This window comes from Mumia zhuanghuii, assembly GCF_042681565.1.
Lineage (GTDB): Bacteria > Actinomycetota > Actinomycetes > Propionibacteriales > Nocardioidaceae > Mumia.
Genome location: NZ_JBHUFT010000008.1, coordinates 403,944 through 424,868 on the forward strand (window position 1 = coordinate 403,944; position 20,925 = coordinate 424,868).

17 protein-coding genes are annotated in these 20,925 nt (G+C 71.9%); 11 read left to right on the forward strand and 6 right to left on the reverse strand.

Annotation, left to right across the window (positions count from 1 at the left end; genetic code table 11):
- The coding region (locus tag ACFSDF_RS10280; RefSeq protein WP_377157402.1) for a DEAD/DEAH box helicase at nucleotides 1-1,400 on the reverse strand (1,400 nt) is incomplete at its 3' end.
- Nucleotides 1,401-1,716: 316 nt separating this feature from the next.
- On the opposite strand from ACFSDF_RS10280, the gene ACFSDF_RS10285 reads away from it, so the two are divergent.
- Entirely contained in the window at nucleotides 1,717-2,442 is a 726-nt protein-coding gene (locus ACFSDF_RS10285) for a ferritin-like fold-containing protein (protein WP_167002063.1), read from the forward strand.
- A gap of 25 nt (nucleotides 2,443-2,467) precedes the next feature.
- Here the strand turns inward: ACFSDF_RS10285 and ACFSDF_RS10290 are convergent, their stop codons facing one another.
- The gene (locus ACFSDF_RS10290; RefSeq protein ID WP_167002065.1) at nucleotides 2,468-2,692 is read right to left on the reverse strand and encodes a DUF3107 domain-containing protein; all 225 of its coding nucleotides are present in this window, start codon (nucleotides 2,690-2,692) and stop codon (nucleotides 2,468-2,470) included.
- Between the two features lie 112 nt (nucleotides 2,693-2,804).
- Nucleotides 2,805-3,440 (reverse strand): TetR/AcrR family transcriptional regulator, encoded by a 636-nt coding sequence (locus ACFSDF_RS10295; RefSeq protein WP_167002067.1) that lies wholly within the window; start codon nucleotides 3,438-3,440, stop codon nucleotides 2,805-2,807.
- A gap of 242 nt (nucleotides 3,441-3,682) precedes the next feature.
- Here ACFSDF_RS10295 and moeZ point away from each other — a divergent pair, with 242 nt between their 5' ends.
- From moeZ to nudC, 6 genes are all read left to right on the forward strand, one after another.
- The gene (moeZ, locus tag ACFSDF_RS10300) at nucleotides 3,683-4,858 is read left to right on the forward strand and encodes an adenylyltransferase/sulfurtransferase MoeZ (RefSeq protein ID WP_377157404.1); all 1,176 of its coding nucleotides are present in this window, start codon (nucleotides 3,683-3,685) and stop codon (nucleotides 4,856-4,858) included.
- Between the two features lie 174 nt (nucleotides 4,859-5,032).
- The gene (locus ACFSDF_RS10305; RefSeq protein ID WP_377157406.1) at nucleotides 5,033-5,992 is read left to right on the forward strand and encodes a type IV toxin-antitoxin system AbiEi family antitoxin domain-containing protein; all 960 of its coding nucleotides are present in this window, start codon (nucleotides 5,033-5,035) and stop codon (nucleotides 5,990-5,992) included.
- 135 nt (nucleotides 5,993-6,127) lie between these two features.
- A complete protein-coding gene (locus ACFSDF_RS10310; RefSeq protein ID WP_167002073.1) occupies nucleotides 6,128-6,502 on the forward strand; it encodes an MGMT family protein in 375 nt (124 codons plus the stop codon).
- A 12-nt stretch (nucleotides 6,503-6,514) separates the two neighbouring features.
- Nucleotides 6,515-9,925 (forward strand): ATP-dependent helicase, encoded by a 3,411-nt coding sequence (locus tag ACFSDF_RS10315; protein WP_377157408.1) that lies wholly within the window; start codon nucleotides 6,515-6,517, stop codon nucleotides 9,923-9,925.
- On the forward strand, nucleotides 9,922-13,206 hold the full coding sequence (locus tag ACFSDF_RS10320; protein ID WP_377157410.1) for a UvrD-helicase domain-containing protein: 3,285 nt from the start codon (nucleotides 9,922-9,924) through the stop codon (nucleotides 13,204-13,206). The genes ACFSDF_RS10315 and ACFSDF_RS10320 overlap by 4 nt, the downstream gene beginning before the upstream one ends.
- A 26-nt stretch (nucleotides 13,207-13,232) precedes the next feature.
- Nucleotides 13,233-14,105: an NAD(+) diphosphatase gene (gene nudC, locus ACFSDF_RS10325; RefSeq protein ID WP_243842906.1), complete on the forward strand. Its 873-nt coding sequence runs from the start codon at nucleotides 13,233-13,235 to the stop codon at nucleotides 14,103-14,105.
- 8 nt (nucleotides 14,106-14,113) lie between these two features.
- On the opposite strand, the gene ACFSDF_RS10330 is transcribed toward nudC, so the two are convergent.
- The gene (locus tag ACFSDF_RS10330; RefSeq protein ID WP_167002077.1) at nucleotides 14,114-14,368 is read right to left on the reverse strand and encodes a mycoredoxin; all 255 of its coding nucleotides are present in this window, start codon (nucleotides 14,366-14,368) and stop codon (nucleotides 14,114-14,116) included.
- Between the two features lie 212 nt (nucleotides 14,369-14,580).
- Here ACFSDF_RS10330 and ACFSDF_RS10335 point away from each other — a divergent pair, with 212 nt between their 5' ends.
- The 3 genes from ACFSDF_RS10335 (at nucleotide 14,581) to ACFSDF_RS10345 (ending at nucleotide 17,330) form a co-directional block, all read left to right on the forward strand.
- Entirely contained in the window at nucleotides 14,581-16,641 is a 2,061-nt protein-coding gene (locus ACFSDF_RS10335) for an ATP-dependent DNA helicase UvrD2 (RefSeq protein ID WP_377157413.1), read from the forward strand.
- Nucleotides 16,642-16,778: 137 nt separating this feature from the next.
- Nucleotides 16,779-16,937 (forward strand): hypothetical protein, encoded by a 159-nt coding sequence (locus ACFSDF_RS10340; RefSeq protein WP_167002081.1) that lies wholly within the window; start codon nucleotides 16,779-16,781, stop codon nucleotides 16,935-16,937.
- Nucleotides 16,938-17,060: 123 nt separating this feature from the next.
- Nucleotides 17,061-17,330, forward strand: a complete 270-nt coding sequence (locus tag ACFSDF_RS10345; protein WP_167002083.1) for a WhiB family transcriptional regulator — start codon at nucleotides 17,061-17,063, stop codon at nucleotides 17,328-17,330.
- Between the two features lie 291 nt (nucleotides 17,331-17,621).
- Here ACFSDF_RS10345 and ACFSDF_RS10350 read toward each other — a convergent pair whose 3' ends face one another.
- Nucleotides 17,622-18,971: an ABC1 kinase family protein gene (locus tag ACFSDF_RS10350; protein WP_377157415.1), complete on the reverse strand. Its 1,350-nt coding sequence runs from the start codon at nucleotides 18,969-18,971 to the stop codon at nucleotides 17,622-17,624.
- On the reverse strand, nucleotides 18,968-19,924 hold the full coding sequence (locus ACFSDF_RS10355) for a hypothetical protein (protein WP_377157417.1): 957 nt from the start codon (nucleotides 19,922-19,924) through the stop codon (nucleotides 18,968-18,970). The genes ACFSDF_RS10350 and ACFSDF_RS10355 overlap by 4 nt, the downstream gene beginning before the upstream one ends.
- Before the next feature lie 411 nt (nucleotides 19,925-20,335).
- Here ACFSDF_RS10355 and ACFSDF_RS10360 point away from each other — a divergent pair, with 411 nt between their 5' ends.
- On the forward strand, nucleotides 20,336-20,905 hold the full coding sequence (locus ACFSDF_RS10360) for a M48 metallopeptidase family protein (RefSeq protein ID WP_377157419.1): 570 nt from the start codon (nucleotides 20,336-20,338) through the stop codon (nucleotides 20,903-20,905).
- Nucleotides 20,906-20,925 lie beyond the last annotated feature (20 nt).

A 20,925-nucleotide genomic window follows, 5' to 3' on the forward strand; every position in this document is an offset into this window, starting at 1 on the left:
GCGGAGCTCCCGCTCGAGGGACGACGACGCCGGCGACGACGACGCGGGGCGTCCGAACGCTCCTCGCCGGACTCTGGAGGAGCACCGGCATCGGCAGCGGCAGCAGCCGGTGCGGCCGCACCGGACGACTCGCCACCCGAGGCATCCGCGGTCTCATCGACCGGCTTGCCGCCGCGGGTGCGGCTGCGGTTGCGACGCGTGCGTGCAGGACGCTCGCCGTCGCGGTCGGTCCGCTCGCCGCGGGCCGGACGGTCGGCCTTGGGCGCGACCGGAGCCGGAGGCTTGAGGCGGCCCGTCACGTCGGCGGAGATGCCGAGGTCGTGGAAGACGTGCTCCGACGTCGAGTACGTCTCGACCGGCTCGTCGAAGGGCAGCCCGAGGTCGCGGTTGATCGTCTTCCAGCGTGCCACGTCGGCCCAGTCGACCAGCGTGATCGCGTTGCCGCTCTTGCCGGCGCGCCCCGTCCGTCCGATGCGGTGGACGTAGGTGTTGGAGTCCTCCGGGCAGCTGAAGTTGATGACGTGCGTGACGTCGGCGACGTCGATGCCGCGGGCGGCGACGTCGGTCGCGACCAGCGCGTCGATCTTGCCCTCGCGGAACTTCGCCATCGCCTTCTCGCGCGCCACCTGCGCCATGTCACCGTGCAACGGTGCGGCGTTGAAGCCACGCTCGACCAGGTCGTCGGCGAGGCGCTGCGCCGCGCGCTTCGTCCGCGTGAACACGACCGCGCGACCGAAGTCGTCGGCCTGCATGACGCGGGCGACGATCTCGGGCTTGTCGAGGTCGTGGGCCTGGTAGACGAACTGCGCGGTGGCCGGCACCATCGCCGAGTCCGTGCTGGACTCCGCGCGGATGTTGACCGGGTGCCGCATGTGCGTACGCGCGAGCGCGACGATCGCGCCCGGCATCGTCGCCGAGAAGAGCATGGTCTGGCGCAGCTCCGGCGTGCGCGAGATCAGCGCCTCGACGTCGGGCAGGAACCCGAGGTCGAGCATCTCGTCGGCCTCGTCGAGGACGAGCGCCTTCACGTGGGAGAGGTCGAGCGCCTTGCGCTTGGCCAGGTCGAGCAGGCGACCCGGGGTGCCGATGACAAGCTCGACACCGTTCTCAAGCGCCTCGAGCTGCGGCTCGTACGGGACACCGCCGTAGACGGTGAGCACACGCGTGCCGCGCTTGGCGGAGGCGGCAGAGACGTCGGCCGACACCTGGAGCGCGAGCTCGCGGGTCGGGGCGATCATCAGCGCCTGCGGCTTGCCGGGCGCCGACAGCATCTCGAACTCGGGGTCGTGCGGGGCGATCGCGCGCTGCACGACGGGGATGGCGAAGGCCAGCGTCTTGCCCGTACCGGTACGGGCCTGTCCGATCAGGTCGTTGCCGAGCAACGCGATGGGGAGAGTCATCTCCTGGATCGGGAATGCATCGATGATGCCCTGGGTCTCCAGGGCTTCGACGATCTCTGGGAGAACGCCCAGGTCTTTGAACGTGGTCAGGGGTCTACTCGTTTTCTTTGTCGAACGTGCCGCGCGTCTTTGGCGGCCTGGTCTCCTGTGGTCGTACGCGGCGCCGGACCCGGCATCGGGACGGCGCATGCACGCGACCGCGCGGCCCGGCGACTGCATTGTGGTGGTTGATCCACGCCTGGGCACTACCAGTCTATCCCCTTGCCCTGACCGGACGGCCAGGCTCGCCCCGGACGCAGGTGGCTAGGCTGCCGTCATGGCCGATTCGACGAGCTCCTCTGACCCTGACGCCGCTGCACGCACGCCGCTGCTCGACGGCGACCCGCTCTACCGCGAAGGCGTCATCGAGCTGCTCGGCGTCATCGCGTACGGCGAGCTGTCGGCCTTCGAGCGGCTCGCCGAGGACGCCAAGCTCGCACCGTCCCTGCGGGACACGGCCGAGCTCGCGCAGATGGCGAACATCGAGTTCTCCCACTTCCTGGGGCTGCGCGACCGGCTGGAGTCGCTCGGGATCGACCCGTACGAGGCGATGGCCCCGTTCGAGGAGAGCTTCACCCGCTTCCACGTCAAGACCGCGCCGGCGGACTGGCTCGAGGGACTCGTGAAGGCGTACGTGGGCGACGGCCTGGCCGCCGACTTCTACCGCGAGATCGCGGCGTACCTCGACGTCGACACCCGGGCGCTCGTGCTCGACAGCCTGGCGGGGACGGGGGATTCCGCGTTCGTGGTGACGCGGGTGCGCGAGGCGATCGAGGAGGATCCGCGCGTCGCGGGCCGGCTCGCGCTGTGGGGCCGGCGGCTGATGGGCGAGGCGCTGAGCCAGGCGCAGCTCGTGGCCGCGGAGCACGACGGACTCACCGCGGTGTTCGTCGGTGGTGTCGATCGGGCGACGGGGATGGACCTGGCCGCGATCGGGCGGATGTTCGCGCGGATGACCGAGAACCACGCAGCGCGGATGGCCGAGCTCGGACTGCAGTCCTGAGCCCGGCCCCTCCGCTGGTCGAGTCCTAGGACTCGCCGAACCCGACCCGGCGGGCGCCGTCGCCCGAGAACTCGAGGTAGAGCACCTTTTCCACCGGCACCACGACGCTGCGGCCGCGGTCGTCGGACAGCGCCAGGAGACCATCCCCGGTGCCTGCGTCCTTGAAGGCCTGCAGGACCGCGTCCTGGCTCTCCTTGGTCTCCAGCGACAGCTCGCGCGGGCTGTGCTGGACGCCGATCCGTACCTCCACGTCGTGCCTCTCTTCTGTGTCACGGTGCGCACTCCGGGGCTGGAGGCGCAGGTTCACGCTATCTCGGGTCGCGCCGGGTGATCACGCGCGTTCGCTGCGCGCGTACGGGGCGTCAGTCGGCGTCAGGCTCGTCCGTACGGGGGAAGCCGCCGATCCCGCGCCACGACAGGGCGCTGACCATGCCGACCGCCTCGTCCTTGGACAGCGCCGAGCCCTGGTCGAGCCAGTAGCGCGCCCCGACGTGCGCCATGCCGACGAGGCTGACCGCGAGCAGCTCGGCGGCGACCTCGGGAAGGCCGGTGTCGTCGTGGATCACGGCCGCCACCGCCGACGCCGTCTCGGTGTTGACGCGGTCGACGCGCCGGCGTACCTCGGGCTCATTGGTGATGTCGGACTCGAACACGAGACGGAACGCGGCCTGATCGCTCGCGACGTAGCTGTAGAACACGTCGATGGTCGCCTCGACACGCGCCTTGTTGTCCTCGGTGGAGGCCAGGGCGTCGCGGACGGCGTCGACAACCGTGTCGCAGGCCGAGTCGAGCAGCGCGAGGTAGAGCTCGAGCTTGCCCGGGAAGTGCTGGTAGAGGACCGGCTTGCTCACGCCCGCACGCTCGGCGATGTCGTCCATGGCCGCCGCGTGGTAGCCGTTGTCGACGAAGATCTCGCGCGCCGCCTCCAGCAGCTGGGCTCGGCGGGCGCTTCGGGGAAGACGGCCGCCCCGGGGGCGAGATGTCGTGGTGTCGGTCACGTCCTGATGGTATCCCGGTCCTACTCGCCGGTACGGGGGGCGCGTCGAGGCGTCCGGTTCCGGCCGTACCGGACAGACGCGGTCCGCAGAGCAAGACGGGTGTCCGCTCCTCGGGACGCGCCAGGCATCATGGGTGGAGGCGGCAGTGCCCCGCGGGAACACCGCGTCACCGCACGGTGTTGACGATCCGTACGGGGCACACGCGCCGTACTGACTGCACTGCACCCGACCGAGGAGACGTCGTGTCACTAGCACCCCTGGTCGAGCCCGCTGACGAGCTGACCGTCGACGAGGTTCGCCGCTACAGCCGACACCTGATCATCCCCGACGTCGGGATGGCCGGCCAGAAGCGCCTGAAGAACGCGAAGGTCCTCGTGATCGGCGCCGGCGGCCTCGGCAGCCCCGCGCTGCTCTATCTCGCGGCGGCGGGTGTCGGAACGCTCGGCATCATCGACTTCGACACCGTCGACGAGTCCAACCTGCAGCGCCAGGTGATCCACGGTCAGAGCGACATTGGCAAGTCCAAGGCGCTGTCGGCCAAGGAGTCCGTCGCCGAGATCAACCCGTACGTCCACGTGATCCTCCACGAGGAGCGTCTCGACGTCGACAACGTGCTGGACATCTTCGCCGACTACGACCTGATCCTCGACGGCACCGACAACTTCGCGACGCGCTACCTCGTCAACGACGCGGCCGTGATCCTCGGCAAGCCGTACGTGTGGGGCTCGATCTACAGGTTCGAGGGCCAGGTGTCGGTGTTCTGGGCGCAGGAGGGGCCGCAGTACCGCGACCTCTACCCCGAGCCCCCGCCGCCGGGCATGGTCCCGTCGTGCGCCGAGGGCGGCGTGCTGGGCGTGCTGTGCGCGTCGATCGGGTCGGTCATGGTCAACGAGGCCATCAAGCTGATCACCGGCATCGGCGACCCGCTGATCGGCCGGCTGCTCGTGTTCGACGCGCTCGAGATGCGCTGGACCGAGCTCAAGATCCGCCGCGACCCGAACGGCGAGCCGCCGACGGCGCTGCTGGAGGACTACGAGGCGTTCTGCGGCGTGCTGTCGGACGATGCTGCCGACGCCGCCGCCGACTCGACGATCTCCGTCACGACGCTCGCGGGCTGGCTGAAGGAGCGCGAGGAGGGGACGCGCGACTTCGTCCTCGTCGACGTGCGTGAGCCGAACGAGTACGAGATCAACAAGATCCCGGGCTCGGTGCTCATCCCGAAGGGCGAGTTCCTTGCCGGCAACGCGCTCGAGAAGCTGCCGCAGGACAAGCAGGTCGTCCTCCAGTGCAAGTCGGGCGCCCGCTCGGCCGAGGTGCTTGCGATCCTCAAGGGCGCGGGCCTCGAGGACGCCGTCCACGTCGGTGGTGGCGTCGTTGCCTGGGTGAACCAGATCGACCCCTCGCAGCCCTCGTACTGACGCTGTCCGCGCGTTCGCTCGGGTACCCCAGCGAAGCTGCACTGCCCCCACTGTGCGCAGTCGGGTCGGTGCGCTTTCGCTGGGGTACCCCACCCGGCGCACGAAGTTCGTTGTCCACAGGCGCGGATCCATGCCCTTCCGGCCACCCGTGACGACAGGCCAGAGTTCACCGGCATGGATGACCTGCGAATCGTGGCGGAAGCGCGCGGCGGAGGCTTCACCACCGCCGATGCGAAGAGCGTCGGGGTCGGCGGGCGCGCGCTCAGCAGAGCGGTCGAGGATCGGGAGCTGATCCACCTGCGCCGCAGCGGGTACGCGTTCGCTGACACGTACCTCAAGCTGAGCCTCGAGCAACGCTCCCTCGTACGCGCACGGGTCGAGGCCGATCTCAACCCGGGACGCGTCGCGCTCTCGCATCGTTCGGCCGCACTCGAGCACGGCCTCCCGCTCGTCGACTATGACGTGCGGCTCGCCGACGTCGCCCGTCTCGACGGACAGTCCGGTCGCAAGACGTCGAGCGCCCGTCACCACGAGACGGTCGAGGCACGCGAGCTCGTCGAGATCGGCGGACGAACCGTCAGCGCTCTGTCGTGGGCCGTCTGGGAGGTCGGAACGTGCGGCGGGCCGGCCAGCGCTCTCGTGGTCATCGATGCAGCCCTGCACAGCGGCAAGACCGACATGGACGAGCTGATGCGGGTCGGCGAGCACTTCGCTCACGTCAAGGGCTCCCCGGCCGTACGGACTGCGCTCGCGCTCGCCGACGCCAAGGCCGAGTCGCCAGGGGAGTCGTTGACCCGCTGGCTCTGCCACCTCTTCAAGCTCCCCATGCCGGAGTCGCAGGTCGAGGTGTTCGACCCGAGCGGCAGGCTGATCGGCCGGGTCGACTTCGCTTGGGAGGAGTTCCGGCACGTCGTGGAGTTCGACGGCAAAGTGAAGTACGGGCGCGGATTCGACCCGAAGAAGTCGCCGGAGCAGGTCGTGATGGACGAGCGCGCCCGCGAGTCGGCGGTCCGTCGCCAGCGATGGGGGATGACGCGGCTGGTCTGGTCGCAGGTGCATCCGCCGGTGGAGGCGACGGCACGCCATCTGCTGGAGGAGATGACGTGGTCACGGCGGCGTTATCTCGGCGCGTGACGGTCGGGCCGCAAGCCGGCAGCGCCCGCGGTTGGGGTACCCGAACGAACCCGCACCGACCCGAGTGTGCTCAGTGGGGTCGGTGCGCGTTCGCTGGGGTACCCCAGCGAACGGACTGCGTGGGAGGGTGGGCGCGTGGGCGAGGCAGCGCGGTACGGGGGCGAGCAGCCGGAGGCGGAGCCGTACGACCAGGAGGCGTACGCGGAGGCGGTCCTGCGGATCGCCGAGCAGGTTCCGCCGGGGCACGCGGTCTCGTACGGGCAGGTGGCGGCGGCCCTGGAGCGCGGCGGCCCTCGGCAGGTCGGCAAGGTGATGGCGACGTACGGCGCGGCGGTGCCGTGGTGGCGGGTGATCCGCGCAGACGGGACGATGGCCGAGCCGATGCGTGCACGGGCGCGCCAGCACTACCTCGAGGAGGGCACGCCGCTGCGCAGCCGCCTCGACGAGCAGGTCCGCGTCGACATGCGCGCCGCGGCGTACGAGATCCCGAGAAGTGTCGGTCGGCTCTGATCGAATAGTCCCATGACGGACCGCCCCCGGACCCCGGTGTACGTGCCGGTGCCACCGCCCGCCGAGCGTGCTCCCGCACCCGCGCTCGACCCGCACCAGCAGGCGGTCGTCGACCACCCGGGAGGCCCGTTGCTCGTGCTTGCCGGCCCCGGCACCGGCAAGACGACGACGCTCGTCGAGACCGTGGTCGACCGCATCGAGCGCCACGGCCTTGCCCCCGAGCAGGTGCTCGTGCTCACGTTCAGCCGCAAGGCCGCCGAGGAGCTGCGCCACCGTGTCGCCGCGCGGCTCGACCGTACGGTGGCCGCGCCGCTCGCGACCACGTTCCACTCGTTCTGCTACGGGCTCGTGCGCGAGTTCCAGGACCCCAAGAGCTACTCCGAGCCGCTCCAGCTCCTGTCCGCGTCGGAGTCCGACACGCGCATCCGCGAGCTCGTCCTCGGCGGGCTGGACGACCGTACGATCTCGTGGCCGACGCGCCTCGCGCCAGCCCTGCGGACGAGGGGCTTCTCCGCCGAGCTCGAGCAGCTGATGGCGCGCACCCGGGCGCTCGGGCTCGACCCGGTCGACCTCGCCGCCGCGGGCGCAGCGGCCGGTCGTACGGACTGGCAGGCGGCGGCGCACTTCTTCGAGGAATACCTCGACGTCCTCGACGCCCAGAACTTCATCGACTACGCCGAGCTCGTGCACCGCGCGGGCATCATCGTCGCCGATCCGGAGCACCAGCCGGCGCTCCGCGACCGGTTCCGGTTCGTGATCGTCGACGAGTTCCAGGACACCGACCCCGCCCAGGTCGCCCTGCTGCGCGGCCTCGCGGGCGACGGGGGCGACCTGGTCGTGGTCGGCGATCCCGACCAGGCGATCTATGCCTTCCGCGGCGCCGACGTCACGGGCATCCTCGGGTTCCCCGAGCAGTTCCCGACCCGCAACGGCACGCCCGCCCCGGTGGCCTCGCTGCGCAGCACGCGGCGCTTCGGCCCGCAGATCCTCGCGGCGTCGCGCGAGGTCGCCGGGCGCATCCCGCTCGGCCCGCTCGCCGTGCGGGCCCGCAGGTTCCGCGAGCCCGAGCCGGCCGCGGGGACGGACGGCGACGAGGTCTGGGTCCGGACGTTCTCCGACCCCGCGTCCGAGGCCGACCACATCGCGCTCATGCTGCGGCGCGCCCACCTCGAGGAGGGGGTCGACTGGGACGCGATGGCGGTGCTGGTCCGCTCGGGCACGGCGATGCCGCGGCTGCAGCGGGCCCTCGCGGCGGCCGGCGTGCCAGTCGAGGTCGCCGGTGCCGAGGTCCCGCTCCGTACGGAGCCGGCGGTCGGCGCACTCCTGGGCGCGACACAGCTGGCGCTCACCCTGGCCGAGGGGGCCGCGCCTGATCCCGACGAGGTCGAGCGCTTCCTCACCGGACCGCTCGGCGACCTCGACGGGGCTGAGCTGCGCATCCTCTGCCAGCGCCTGCGTCGCCTCGACGGAGTCGACGAGGCCGGTGAGCGTCGCGTGCCCCGCGGGTCCGCGGAGCTCCTGGTCGCGCTGGCGAGGGAGCCGCTGCTCCTCGCCCCGCTCGTCGACCCGTCGGGTCGCGGAGGTCGTCCGGGCGAGATCGCGCGGCGTGCCCATCGCGCGGTGTCGCTCCTCGCCGAGGCGGCGCGCCAGGTGAGCGAGCAGGTGTCGCCGGAGCACGTCCTCTGGACCCTGTGGAAGGGCACCGGCTGGGAGCGCAGGCTCGTCGCCGCGGTCGATGCGGGCGGTGACGACGCGCTCTCGGCCCACCGTGACCTCGACACCGTCGTCGCGCTGTTCGCGCTGGCGAGCCGCGCCGAGGAGAGTCAGCGACGGCAGCGCGTGGCGGCGTTCGTCGAGGAGGTCGCCCGCCACGAGATCCCCGCCGACACCCTCGCTGAGCGGGGGCGGCGCGGCTCCGCGGTGCGCCTGCTCACCGCCCACCGGTCCAAGGGCCTCGAGTGGGACCTCGTCGTCGTCGCCGGCGTGCAGGAGGGCACGTGGCCCGACGCCCGCCACCGCGGCACGCTGCTCGCGGCGGAGCGGCTGGCCGCCACGGGCGCCGCGCCCTCGTACGAGGCGGCCGCGCCGTACGCCGCGACGTACGACGCGACCTACGGGGCCACGCCCTCCTACACCGCGCCTCGCGCCGACGTGCGCGCCGCCCCGACGACGGCCGAGCTGATCGCCGACGAGCGCCGTCTCTTCTACGTCGCCGCGACGCGTGCCCGCCGTCGGCTCATCGTCACCGCCGTCGAGAGCGCCGACCCGGACGGCGACCAGCCCTCGCCGTTCCTCGCCGACGTCGCCCGCTACGCGACCCACCGGTCGATGCGTCCGGAGCGCCGCCCGCGCCGCGGCATGTCGCTGCGCGGCGTGATCGCCGAGCTGCGCGAGCTCGCGACGTACGCGCCCGACGAGGCCGTCCGCGAGGCCGCGGCGCTGCGGCTCGCACGGCTGAGCACGAGCGGCGTCGAGGCGGCGGTCGCGGCCGACCCCGACCAGTGGTGGGGCCTGCGTGAGGTGTCCATGTCGACCGAGCCCGTACGCCCGGTCGACGAGCCCGTCGCGCTCTCCGGCAGCGCGCTGGACGGGGTCGTGTCGTGCCCGTTGTCGTGGTTCCTCACCCACGAGGCGAAGGGCGAGACGGCCAGCTCCTCCGCGCAGGGCTTCGGCCTGCTCGTGCACGCGCTGGCCGCTGACGTCGTCCGCAGCGGCGCGGCGGCCGATCCCGCCGGGCTCGACGCGTCGCTCGACGCCGTCTGGGACCGGCTCGGCTACGCCGCCCCGTGGATCGCCCAGCGCGAGCGCGAGGAGGCGCGGGTCGCGATCGGGCGCTTCGCGACCTGGCACGCCGAGCAGGAGGCGGCCGGCGTACGCCGCCCGCTGGCCGCCGAGCACGAGTTCTCGGTGACCTTCGGCGTCGGCGACGACGAGGTGACGCTGCGCGGCTCGATGGACCGGGTCGAGGTCGACGCCGCCGGGCTCGTCCACGTCGTCGACTTCAAGACCGGCAAGCGGGCGCCGACGGGCGGCGAGATCGCCGAGCACGCCCAGCTCGGCGTCTACCAGGTCGCCGTCGAGCAGGGCGCGGTCGAGCAGATCCTCCGCCGGCGCGCTCGCAGCGGCGGCGCCGAGCTGGTGCAGCTTCGCGTCGCCGACTCGGCCAAGCGCGCCGACCGTCCCAAGGTCCAGCCGCAGGACCGTCCCGACGAGGAGGAGCCGTTCTTCGCGTACGGCGCACTCTCCGACGCCGTGCGCACGATCCGTACGGAGCAGTGGGTCGCGACCCCGAGCCCGAAGGCCTGCCAGTTCTGCTCGTTCGCGCGGGTGTGCCCGGCGAAGGCCGAGGGCGCCTCGGTCCTCGACATGGTCGCTCAGGGCGTGCGGGCCTGTGGGGTCGTGAGCGAGGGCGAGGCGTCGTGACCGCACCACTGCCGCTGCTGATCCGCGACGCCGACCACCTGCGCGAGATCCTCGACATCCCGTTCTCGGCCGAGCAGATGGCCGCGATCCAGGCCCCGACCGACCGGCCGAGCGCGATCATCGCCGGTGCCGGCTCCGGCAAGACGACCGTGATGGCGGCACGCGTCGTGTGGCTCGTCGGCCACGAGGGAGTGCTCCCCGGCTCGGTCCTGGGGCTGACGTTCACCAACAAGGCGGCCGCCGAGCTCGCGCACCGCGTCCGCCAGGCGCTCGAGACCCTTGCGCGTGACGCGGGCGTGCCCGACCTGCTCGAGCGCTATGGCACGCCGACCGTCTCGACCTACCACGCATACGCCGGGACGCTCATCACCGAGTACGGTCTGCTGCTCGGCTTCGAGCCCGATCTGCGGATCACCACCGACGCGTCGCGGTTCCAGCGGGCGTTCCGGGCGATCGCCTCGTACCCCGGCCCTCTCGCGCACACGACCACCTCGATGCCCGACCTCGTGGGCCAGGTGCTCGGGCTCGACGGCCAGATGGCCGAGCACCTCGTGACCCCCGACGAGGTCCGGGCGTGCGACGCCGAGCTGCGCGTCGACGTGGAGCGGGCGGTCATCGAGACCAAGAAGCTCAAGCTCCACGACGACCTCGACGCCACGACCCGTCGCCGCGACGAGCTGGTCTCGTTGGTCGAGCGCTATCGCGACGCCAAGGCCGAGGCAGGCGTGGTCGACTTCTCTGACCAGATGGAGCGCGGGGCGCGCCTCGCGGTGGAGTGCGCAGAGGTGTCGCGGTCGCAGCGCGAGCGCTTCGCGGTCGTGCTCCTCGACGAATACCAGGACACGTCCGTCGCCCAGCGCGACATGCTCCAGGGGCTGTTCTCCGGCGAGGACGGCGAGGGGCTCGGCCACTGCGTCACCGCCGTGGGCGATCCGTGCCAGGGCATCTACGGCTGGCGCGGGGCGGCGGCCAGCAACCTCGCCGCGTTCCTCGAGGACTTCCCGGCCGACCCGCAGCGGGCGGCTCAGGGGAGCCTGTTCCACCTGCGGGTCAACCGCCGCAGCCGCGCCGAGATCCTCGACGTCGCCAACCGCGTGGCCGCGCCCTACTACCAGGTCACCGAGGTCGTACGCCCGCTCGTGCCCGCCGAAGGGACGGAGGGCGGCACGGTGCGTGCCGCCGTCCACGAGACCGTCGTCGACGAGATCGGCTGGCTCGTCGACGAGGTCGTCGCCGCGCACGAGGGCCGTGACGGCGAGCCGACCCAGTGGTCCGAGATTGCGGTGCTCGTCCGTACGCGGTCCGAGATCCCGTCGCTCGTCGCCTCGCTGCGCGGACGCGGCGTCCCCGTCGAGGTCGTGGGGCTGGCCGGTTTGCTGAGCCAGCCCGAGGTGTCTGACGTCGTCTCGGCGCTGCGGGTGCTCGCCGACCAGACCGCCAACGCCGCGCTGCTCCGGCTGCTGACCGGGCCGCGCTGGCGCATCGGGCCCCGCGACCTCGCGCTGCTCGGCAGGCGCGCCCGCATGCTCGTCGGCGGCGTGCACGACGTCGAGGCGGAGACGCTCGCCGACGAGCTCGAGCGCGCGGTCCGTGGCACCGACCCGTCTGAGGTGGTGTCGCTCGCCGATGCGGTCGACAGCCCGGACGACGACCGTCTGCGCCTCCCGTACTCCAAGGAAGCGCGTGAGCGCTTCGCCGAGATCTCCCGCCTGCTGCGCCGCCTCCGCCGGCGGGCCAGCGGATCGCCCGCCGATCTCCTGCGGCAGGTGGTCACCGCGCTCGGGATTGACGTCGAGCTGGCGTCGACCCCGGGGTCGGCCGCCCAGGTCGCACAGGACAACCTCGCCCGGCTGCAGGACGTCGTCGCCGACTTCGTGGCCAACGACCCGTCGGCATCGCTGTCCGCGGTGCTGGCCTACCTCGACGCCGAGGAGCGCTTCAACGACGGGCTGGAGGTCGCTTCCCCGTCCGACGCCGACTCGGTCAAGCTGCTCACCGTCCACACCGCTAAGGGTCTGGAGTGGGACGCGGTCTTCGTCCCGTTCCTCACCGCCGACGTGTTCCCCTCGCCGCGTTCGCGCCCCGCGTGGACGAGCGTCGCGCACGCGCTGCCGCACGACCTGCGCGGCGATGGAGCCGAGCTGCCGGTGATCGAGGAGCTGAGCCGCGCCGGCGACAAGGACTTCCGGGCGGCGATGCGGGCCGACGCGCAGATGGAGGAGGTACGCCTCGGCTACGTCGCCTTCACCCGGGCGCGCCGGCTCCTGGTCACGAGCGCGAGCCGGTGGAGCCGTACGCGGCAGGCCGCGTCCGACCCGAGCCCGTTCCTCGAGACCGTCGCCACCTGGTTGCGTGGCCGCGGGAGCGAGCCCGAGCTGTGGACCCCGGCGCCGGAGGACGACGCGGACAACCCCCTGCGCGGACGTTCCGAGGCCGTGGCGTGGCCGGTCGTGCCGGATGCCGACGAGCTCGCGCTTCGCCGGGAGGCCGCGGCACTCGTACGGCGCTTCGCCGCCGCGAGTCCGCCGGTCGAGCCTGTCGGTCTTCCGTCGGTCGAGCCTGTCGAGACCCCCGCCCCTCCGTCGGTCGAGCCTGTCGAGACCCTCGATCCCGCCGCCGCAGCGCGCTTCGACGTCCTCGACGAAGAGATCGAACGCCTCCTCGCCGAGGCCCGCCGCGAGCGCGCCGAGACGGTCGAGGTCCCGCTGCCGCCCCACCTGTCGGCGACGTCGCTGATCGCGCTCGACAAGGATCCGGCCGCGTTCGCCCGCAGCCTCGCGCGGCCTCTCCCGCGCCCGCCGGCGCCGTCCGCGCGCTTCGGCACGCGCTTCCACGCCTGGGTCGAGGCGCACTTCTCCCAGCAGAGCCTGATCGGCGATGACGAGCTGCCAGGCCGCGACGAGACCGACATCGTGGATGAGCTCGAGCTCGCTGAGGTCATCCGTGCCTTCGAGTCCGGGCCGATGGGCGACCGTGTCCCGTACGCGATCGAGGAGCCGTTCACGCTGCGCCTCGGCGGCCAGCTCGTCAACGGCAGGATCGACGCGGTCTATCGCACGCCCGACGGGTTCGAGGTCGTCGACTGGAAGACGAGCCGGCGCGCGACCTCCGATCCGCTCCAGCTCGCCGTCTACCGGCTCGCGTGGGCCGAGAAGCACGGCATCGCCCTCGAGCGGGTGACGGCGGCGTTCCACTACGTACGCCTCGGCACCACCGTTCGTCACGACGACCTGCCTGATCGCGCGGCGCTGGAGGCGCTCGTACGCCCGAGCGTGAGTTGAGCGCGTGGCGGCGTAGGCTCGGCGCCGTGACTGAGGGATTCACGTTCGCCGACGGCGCTTACAACCGGCACTCCGAGCGGCGCGTGGACGACGCGTTCATGGACGCGCTCTGGGCCGACCCGAAGACTCCGGTGCTCGTCGTCGGAGGCGAGCACCTGGCCGCCGACGCGGACGGGCTCGTGTGGCGCAGCCCTGCCGACGTGCCCGACGGCGACCGCCTCTATCTCGGCACGGTCGACGGCACTGAGTACGCCGCGGTCATGGTGCGCCGCGTGCCCGAGCCGAGCCGGCCGCTGCGCGCGGTGGCCACGTCGCTGCCGCTCGCGCAGGCACGCCTTGCCGTCCACGCCGTCGGCGTCGCGCAGTGGCACCGGACCCACCCGCGGTGCGCACGCTGCGGATCCCCGACCGACGTCGTCGAGGGCGGGCACGTGCGGCGCTGCCCCGAGTGCGGCGCGCAGCACTTCCCTCGTACCGACCCGGCCGTCATCATGCTCATCACCGACGACGCCGACCGGGCGCTGCTCGGGCGCCGGCCCGACTGGCCCGCCACTCGCTTCTCCACGCTCGCGGGGTTCGTCGAGCCGGGAGAGTCGCTCGAAGACGCGGTGCGCCGCGAGACGTGGGAGGAGGCCGGGGTCGAGGTCGGCGAGGTCTCGTACGCGGCCAGCCAGCCGTGGCCGTTCCCGTCGAGCCTGATGCTCGGCTTCTTCGGCCGCGCCCGTACGACGCGGATCGCCGTCGACGGTACGGAGACCGCGGACGCGCGTTGGTTCGGCCGCGACGAGGTCACCCGGATGACCGCGTCAGGCGAGCTGGACCTGCCGGGGACGCTGTCGATCTCGCGCTGGCTCATCGAGCGCTGGCACGGCGGCCTCGTCCACGGTGAGTGGCGCTGACGGAGAGGTCAGACGCTCAGGGCCTCGAGCTGCGCCTTGACCTGCGCGACCGACGGGTTGGTGAGCGCGCTGCCGTCGGCGAACACGAGCGTCGGCACCGTCTGGTTGCCGCCGTTGGCCTGCTCGACGAGGAATGCGGCCTCTTCGTTCTGCTCGATGTCGACCTCGTCGAACGCGATGCCCTCGCGTTCGAGCTGACCCTTGAGGCGCTTGCAGTATCCGCACCAGGGCGTCGAGTACATCGTGAAGCTGCCAGTGGTCATCGGGGGGACTCCTCTGTCGGGCGGGGATCAGTCGTGAGCGGGGGCGCGCCCACCCAGAGGAACAGTACGGAGGGGTGGGAGATTCCCCGATTCTGCGACGTGCCGACCGGCGGCGTCGTCCACACGGGTGAACGGGGCCGAGGATCGTGTCCTCCACTCCAACTACGCTGGATCCTGAGCCGCTCCACCCACCCCGATCTCCGAGGAGACCCGTGCCGTCCGCCGACAGCCTGCTCGACGCCCTCGACCCCGAGCAGCGTGAGGTCGCACTCGCCCTGCGCGGCCCGGTCTGCGTGATCGCCGGCGCGGGCACCGGCAAGACGCGCGCGATCACCCACCGCATCGCGTACGGGACGGCGACCGGCGTCTACAAGCCGACCGAGGTCCTCGCGGTGACCTTCACCGCGCGCGCCGCCGGCGAGATGCGCGGGCGGCTGCGTCAGCTCGGCGCCGAGGGCGTGCAGGCCCGCACGTTTCACGCGGCGGCGCTGCGCCAGATCGGCTACTTCTGGCCCAAGCTGTACGGCAACCGGCTGCCGGAGCTGATCGCGTCCAAGATCCCGCTGGTCGCCGAGGCGGCCAAGCGGTGCCGCGTCCAGACCGACTCGGCGATGCTGCGCGATCTCGCGGCCGAGATCGAGTGGGCCAAGGTCTCCAACGTCCGTCCCGACGACTACCCGAGGCTCGCGCCCGACGCGCACCGCGGTCTGGACGCCGTCGACGACGCGACCGTCGCGCACGTGATGGCCGCGTACGAGGAGGTCAAGCGCGACCGCGGACGCATGGACATGGAAGACATCTTGCTCTGCACCGTCTCGATGCTCGCCGAGCACGAGCGGGTCTCGGCCGAGGTCCGCCGCCAGTACCGGTGGCTCGTCGTCGACGAGTACCAGGACGTCAACCCGCTCCAGGCGGCCCTCCTCGAGCAGTGGCTCGGAGGGCGCGACGACATCTGCGTGGTCGGCGACCCGCTGCAGACGATCTACTCGTTCGCCGGTGCCTCGCCCAAGCACCTCAACGACTTCGCCAAGACGCACCCCGGCGCACGACGCATCGAGCTGGTCCGCAACTACCGCTCGACGCCTCAGGTCGTGACCGCGGCCAACGCCGTCTTCGCCCGTGGGCAGCGCGAGGGCGTCGTGCTCCAGGCGCAGCGCGACCCCGGCCCCGCCGTCACGTACACCCCTTATTCGGACGAGGTGGCCGAGGCCGAGTCCACCGCCGCGCAGATCCTCCAGCTCCGCGAGGGCGGCACCCCGCTGCGCGAGATGGCGATCCTGTTCCGCACCAACGCGCAGTCCGGCGCGTACGAGGAGGCGCTTGCGGCACGCAACCTCCCGTACGTCGTGCGCGGCGTCGAGCGGTTCTTCGACCGGGCCGAGGTGCGGCAGGCGGTCACGCTGCTGCGCGGCCAGGCCCGTGGCGGGGACGTCGGCGACGAGGGTCTGGTCTCTGACGTGCGTGCGGTGCTCGCGACGATGGGCTACACCGAGACCGCGCCGACGTCGGCGGGTGCGCAGCGCGACCGGTGGGAGTCGCTGCACGCCCTGGTGTCGATGGCCGCTGACCTCGAGTCCGCACAGCCCGGCGCCGACCTGACCGCGCTCGTCGACGACCTCGACCGCCGCGCGAAGCACGCTCACGCCCCGATCGCGGAGGGTGTGACCCTGACGACGCTCCACGCGGCGAAGGGGCTGGAGTGGGACGCGGTGTTCCTCGTCGGCATGCAGGAGGGCACGGTCCCGATTGCTTACGCGACCGATGACAAGGGGGTCGTCGAGGAGCGGCGGCTGTTCTACGTCGGCGTGACTCGTGCGCGTCATCGGCTCGAGATCTCGTGGTCGCTCTCCCGCAACCCCGGTGGCCGGGGGAGCAGGCGCCCGAGCCGGTTCCTCGACGGTCTGCGGCCGGCTGATGCCGAGCCGACCGGCGGGGGCGCGCGCACGCGCCGTACGCGCAAAGAGCGCAGCATCGCCCGCTGTCGCACCTGCGAGGCCGTGCTCTCGACCGGCGCCGAGCGCAAGCTGGGGCGCTGCCTCGACTGTCCGTCGACCTACGACGAGGAGCTGTTCGAGCGCCTGCGCGGATGGCGCAGCGAGCAGGCGAGCACCCAGAAGGTCCCCGCGTACGTCGTGTTCACCGACGCCACGCTGACCGCGATCGCCGAGGTACGCCCGCGCGAGGCGACCGATCTGCTCAAGGTCCCGGGCGTCGGACGCACCAAGCTGGAGCGGTACGGCGCCGAGGTGCTCGAGCTCTGCGGTGAAGGATAGGTTTCGCATCCTTGCCGAGTGACGACGGCAGGAATTTTTTCCAAACTCGTCATTAATTGGTTTGCGCCTTGTCGCAAGACGGGCGTAGGGTTTTGACTCGTCAGCCCGGATCGACTTGAGAGAGGAGCGTGTTCGTCATGGGCAACATCATCTTCACCGCTAATGACGCCGACGTCTGTGGCGTCGCCATGCCCACGCGCCGACTCGGGTGGTTCATGCCGTTCGTGACCGATGCGTCGACGTACGCCGAGAAGCACCAGACCCCGGGATCCCGCCGAAGCCCTGACTCGACCTAACCGTCGATCAGACGCCACTCAGGCCGCGGAACCCGAACCGGGATCCGCGGCCTTTCTGTCGTTGCCGACAGAGAACGCGTTGCCCCACCACCAGCAACCACCTCTCTCAATCCAGGAGAACCCATGACGACCGCCGTGCTCGAGCACGAGGTGCAGCACACGTCGATCCCGTGTCGTACCCAAGACCCCGAGCTCTGGTTCGCCGAGACACCGGCCGGTGTCGAGGACGCAAAAGCACTCTGCCTCGCGTGCCCGATCCGACGGGAGTGCCTGGCGGGCGCGCTCGACCGGGGCGAGCCTTGGGGCGTGTGGGGAGGCGAGCTCTTCCTCAAGGGCACCGTCATCCCGCGCAAGCGGCCGCGGGGACGCCCGCGCAAGGACGCCGTCGCCTGACGGCCACGCAAGACCATGAAGGAGTACCCCGATGATCGATTGCCTCGTACGCGCTGCGTACGGCGCGCGCATCCGGATCGCCCGGATGCTCTAGCACCATCCGCACCATCCGCACCGGACGAACGGGCGGCTCCCCGCATCGCGCGGGGTGCCGCCCGTTCGGCTTTTGCGGTGGTCCCCACGCAGAGTGCAGGCCCCACCTGAAGGGAGCGGTGGGGCGCGCACTTTGCGGTGGTCCCCACGCAAAGTGCGGGAGCGCCGGCGGCAGGCGCGCGGCGGGCCGTACGGAGGTCAGTCGGCGAAGCCGGGGAGGTTCTCCTCGAGGATCCCGCGGAACGGCGCTGTCGCACCGAGCTGGCTGAGGATGGCGAGGCCGCCGCTCCAGACCCGGTGGATGAGCAGGTACGAAGGGGGCAGGTTGATCTTCATCGCCGTACCGATGCCCTCGCGGGCGGGTCGTGAGATCCGCTGAGCCTGCTCACGCATCCACGCGCGGTTGAACGTGAACTCCTCCTGGCGCGCGGGCTCGACGAACGGGCCGAGATAGGCGCGGATGATCTCCTCGTCGATACGGACGCCTGGTTTGAGGAACCCCTCCTCGCGGAGCCCCGCGACGACCGTCGCGTAGTCGTCGTCGACTGCCGCGCGCAGCAGCCGCCCGATCACCGGAGGAAGCCCACCCGGGACGCGGGCGACCGCGCCGTAGTCCACGACCCCGAGGCGTCCGTCGGCGAGCACCCGGTAGTTGCCGGGGTGCGGATCGGCATGGAGCATCTCCACCCGCGTCGGCCCTGCGAACAGGAACCGCGCGAACAGCTCGCCGTAGTGGTCGCGCTCGCTGGGCGTGCCGTCAGCGATCACCTGCGCGAGCGAGCCCTTGGACTCCATCCACGTCGTGATGAGGATCGTCTCGGTATGGGCGACGACCTCGGGGACGACGATCTGCGGGTCACCGGCGAACGCCTCGGCGAACGCCCGCTGGGCCTGTGCCTCGAGGGCGTAGTCGAGCTCCTCGCGCACCCGCTCGGCAAGCTCCTCGGCCAGCGGCTTGACGTCGATCGACGGGAACGCCACCGCGAAAAGCCTGCTCAGGCGCCCGATCTGACGCAGATCGGAGCGCATCGCCGCTGCGGCGCCGGGATATTGCACCTTCACGGCGACCTCGCGCCCGTCGAACCAGCGACCCCGGTGCACCTGCCCGATCGATGCCGCGGCCGCGGGCTTGTCGTCGAGCTCGATCAGCTGCTCGCGCCACCTCGGCCCGAGCTCGCCGGCGAAGATGCGGTGCACCGTCGACGTCGGCATCGGCGGGGCATCGTCCTGGAGCCGGACGAAGGCGTTGCGGTAGGGCTCGATGAGCTCGGGCGGCATCGCTGCCTCGTACACGCTCATCGCCTGGCCGAACTTCATCGCGCCGCCCTTGAGCTCGCCGAGGACGGCGAAGATCTGCTCGGCGGTGCGGATCTGCACCTCGGTGAGGACGGCGTTGGCGGGGACGCCCACGAGCCGTCGGCCCACGCCGAGCGTCGTACGCCCGGCGAACCCGATCGGCAGCGAGGCGAGCTTGGCGGCACGCGTGAAGGCGCCACGCGGGACCGCGGTGTCTCGGTCGTCGGGCTTGTTGGCGCCGCCGTCACTCATGCGGTCATTCTGACACCCCGGGCCACGCCGCCGCTGCCGTCAGCGCCGCTGGTCTCCGATGCGAGGATCTGGCACGCGCAGTCAGGGTGGAGCGCGACCGGGTGGTACGTGGGAGCGCCTCCGCGCGCGGAGACCACGGCAACGGCTCCCTCCGCGGCCGCCTGGACCCGGTCGGCGTACGCGAGGACCTGCGTCGCGACGTGCAGCGCCAGGGCGTACCCGCTGGCCGCGTCCCAGCCGTGCGGATGCAGCGGTGTGCTCCGGGCGAGCGGCTGACCGAGCTGCTCGAGGACGAGCAGCCAGCCCGGCTCACCGCCCGTACGGTCGAGGTCGTCGCACCGCACGCACGGGGACGACCCAGGGCGTACGAGGGGGCCGATGCGGGCGGTGTCGCACTCCGTGACGACGGGCAGGTGGGCGACTCCAGCCCCGGCGAGGACGTCGAAGGCCTCGCGGGGGCATGGCCCGCTCGAGAGCACGACGACGAGGTCGGGGTCGGCGACGGGGCCGATCATGGCGCGCAGCCCGGACTCGTGGAGGATGCGGTGCAGCCGTGCGGCGAGCGGCCGGCCCGGCACGTCGGTGACGATCTCGACGGACGACGCGCCTCGGGCGTGGAGGCGGCGTACGACGTCGTTCGCCGGCGCGTTCGCGGCCACGAGGGCCCGGGCCTCGGTGGTCAGCGCCTCGCCACCGATCTCGTCCCACTCCTGCGCGTCGACAACGGCACCGCAGGCGCGGAGGCGGCGGACAGCGTCAGCGATCTCGGGGAGCGGGCGGCCCGCGACGGCAGCCAGCGTAGGGAGGTCGCGGGTGCCGTCGGCCAGCCGGAGCACGGTCGCCGACCCGGGGAGGTCGTCGACGAGGATCGTGGAGCCGGGCAGCGTGCCGACCTGGAGGGTGTGGACGGTGCGGCGGACGACGGTCGTACCGGGCCGGAGCAACGGCTTCATCGGGGGGCTCCTCGGGCGTGGTGGGCGAGGGGGTCGGTCCACCCTGCCCGAGGAACGCGGTGCGGCGGGGACGTCGTCCACAGCCTCCGCACAGATCGGTCCCGGCCGGACTCGCCGCCTGCCTTCCCCTTGCCGACGCCGCGCCCGGCCAGGACCTTCTTCTGTCACGCTAGGTGGGAGACCCGGGGTCGGCAATCCCTAGGCACAGCATGCTGTCCACGCCTGTGGAAAACCCTGGGGAAAGTGTGTGGGAACCGCCGAGGAAGCCTGTGGAGATCGGGGGACGCACGGTGGACGAGCGGGGGAAGTCGGTGTCGTACGGGGCACGCACAGCCCTGTTGACCAGGGACGATCCGAACAGGAGCTGTGGACGACGAAAATCCCCTTCGGCGCGTCGCTTACCGTGGACCCATGAGTGCGCCCCTCGATCCCTCGGCCCGTGCGGTCGTCCGCCCCACGGGCCGCAGTGCGCCCGAGGTGGAGATCCGCAGGAGCAGGCGCCGGCGCAAGTCGGTCCAGGCCTACCGCGACGGCGCTCGCATCGTCGTCCTGATGCCCGCGGGGCTGAGCCGTGCCGAGGAGCAGCGCTGGGTCGACACGATGGTCGCCAAGGTCGAGGGCCGCGAGCGGCGCGTGCGTCCGGACGACGAAGGGCTGCATGCCCGTGCACGCGAGCTGAGCCGCCGGTTCCTCGACGGCGCCGCGGAGCCGACAAGCGTGCGCTGGGTCGACAACCAACGCCGCCGGTGGGGCTCGTGCACGCCTGAGGACGGGACGATCCGGCTCTCGAGCCGCCTTCAGGAGCTGCCCGACTGGGTCGTCGACTACGTGATGGTCCACGAGCTGGTGCACCTGCTTGTCCCGCACCACGGGCCGGAGTTCTGGGAGCACGTCGAGCGCTATCCCCGAACGGAGCGCGCGCGGGGCTTCTTGGAGGGAGTCGTCGCGGGCGCCGGCTGGAAGGACCTGCCCGAAGACTGAGCAGATGCCGTCACGTTCTG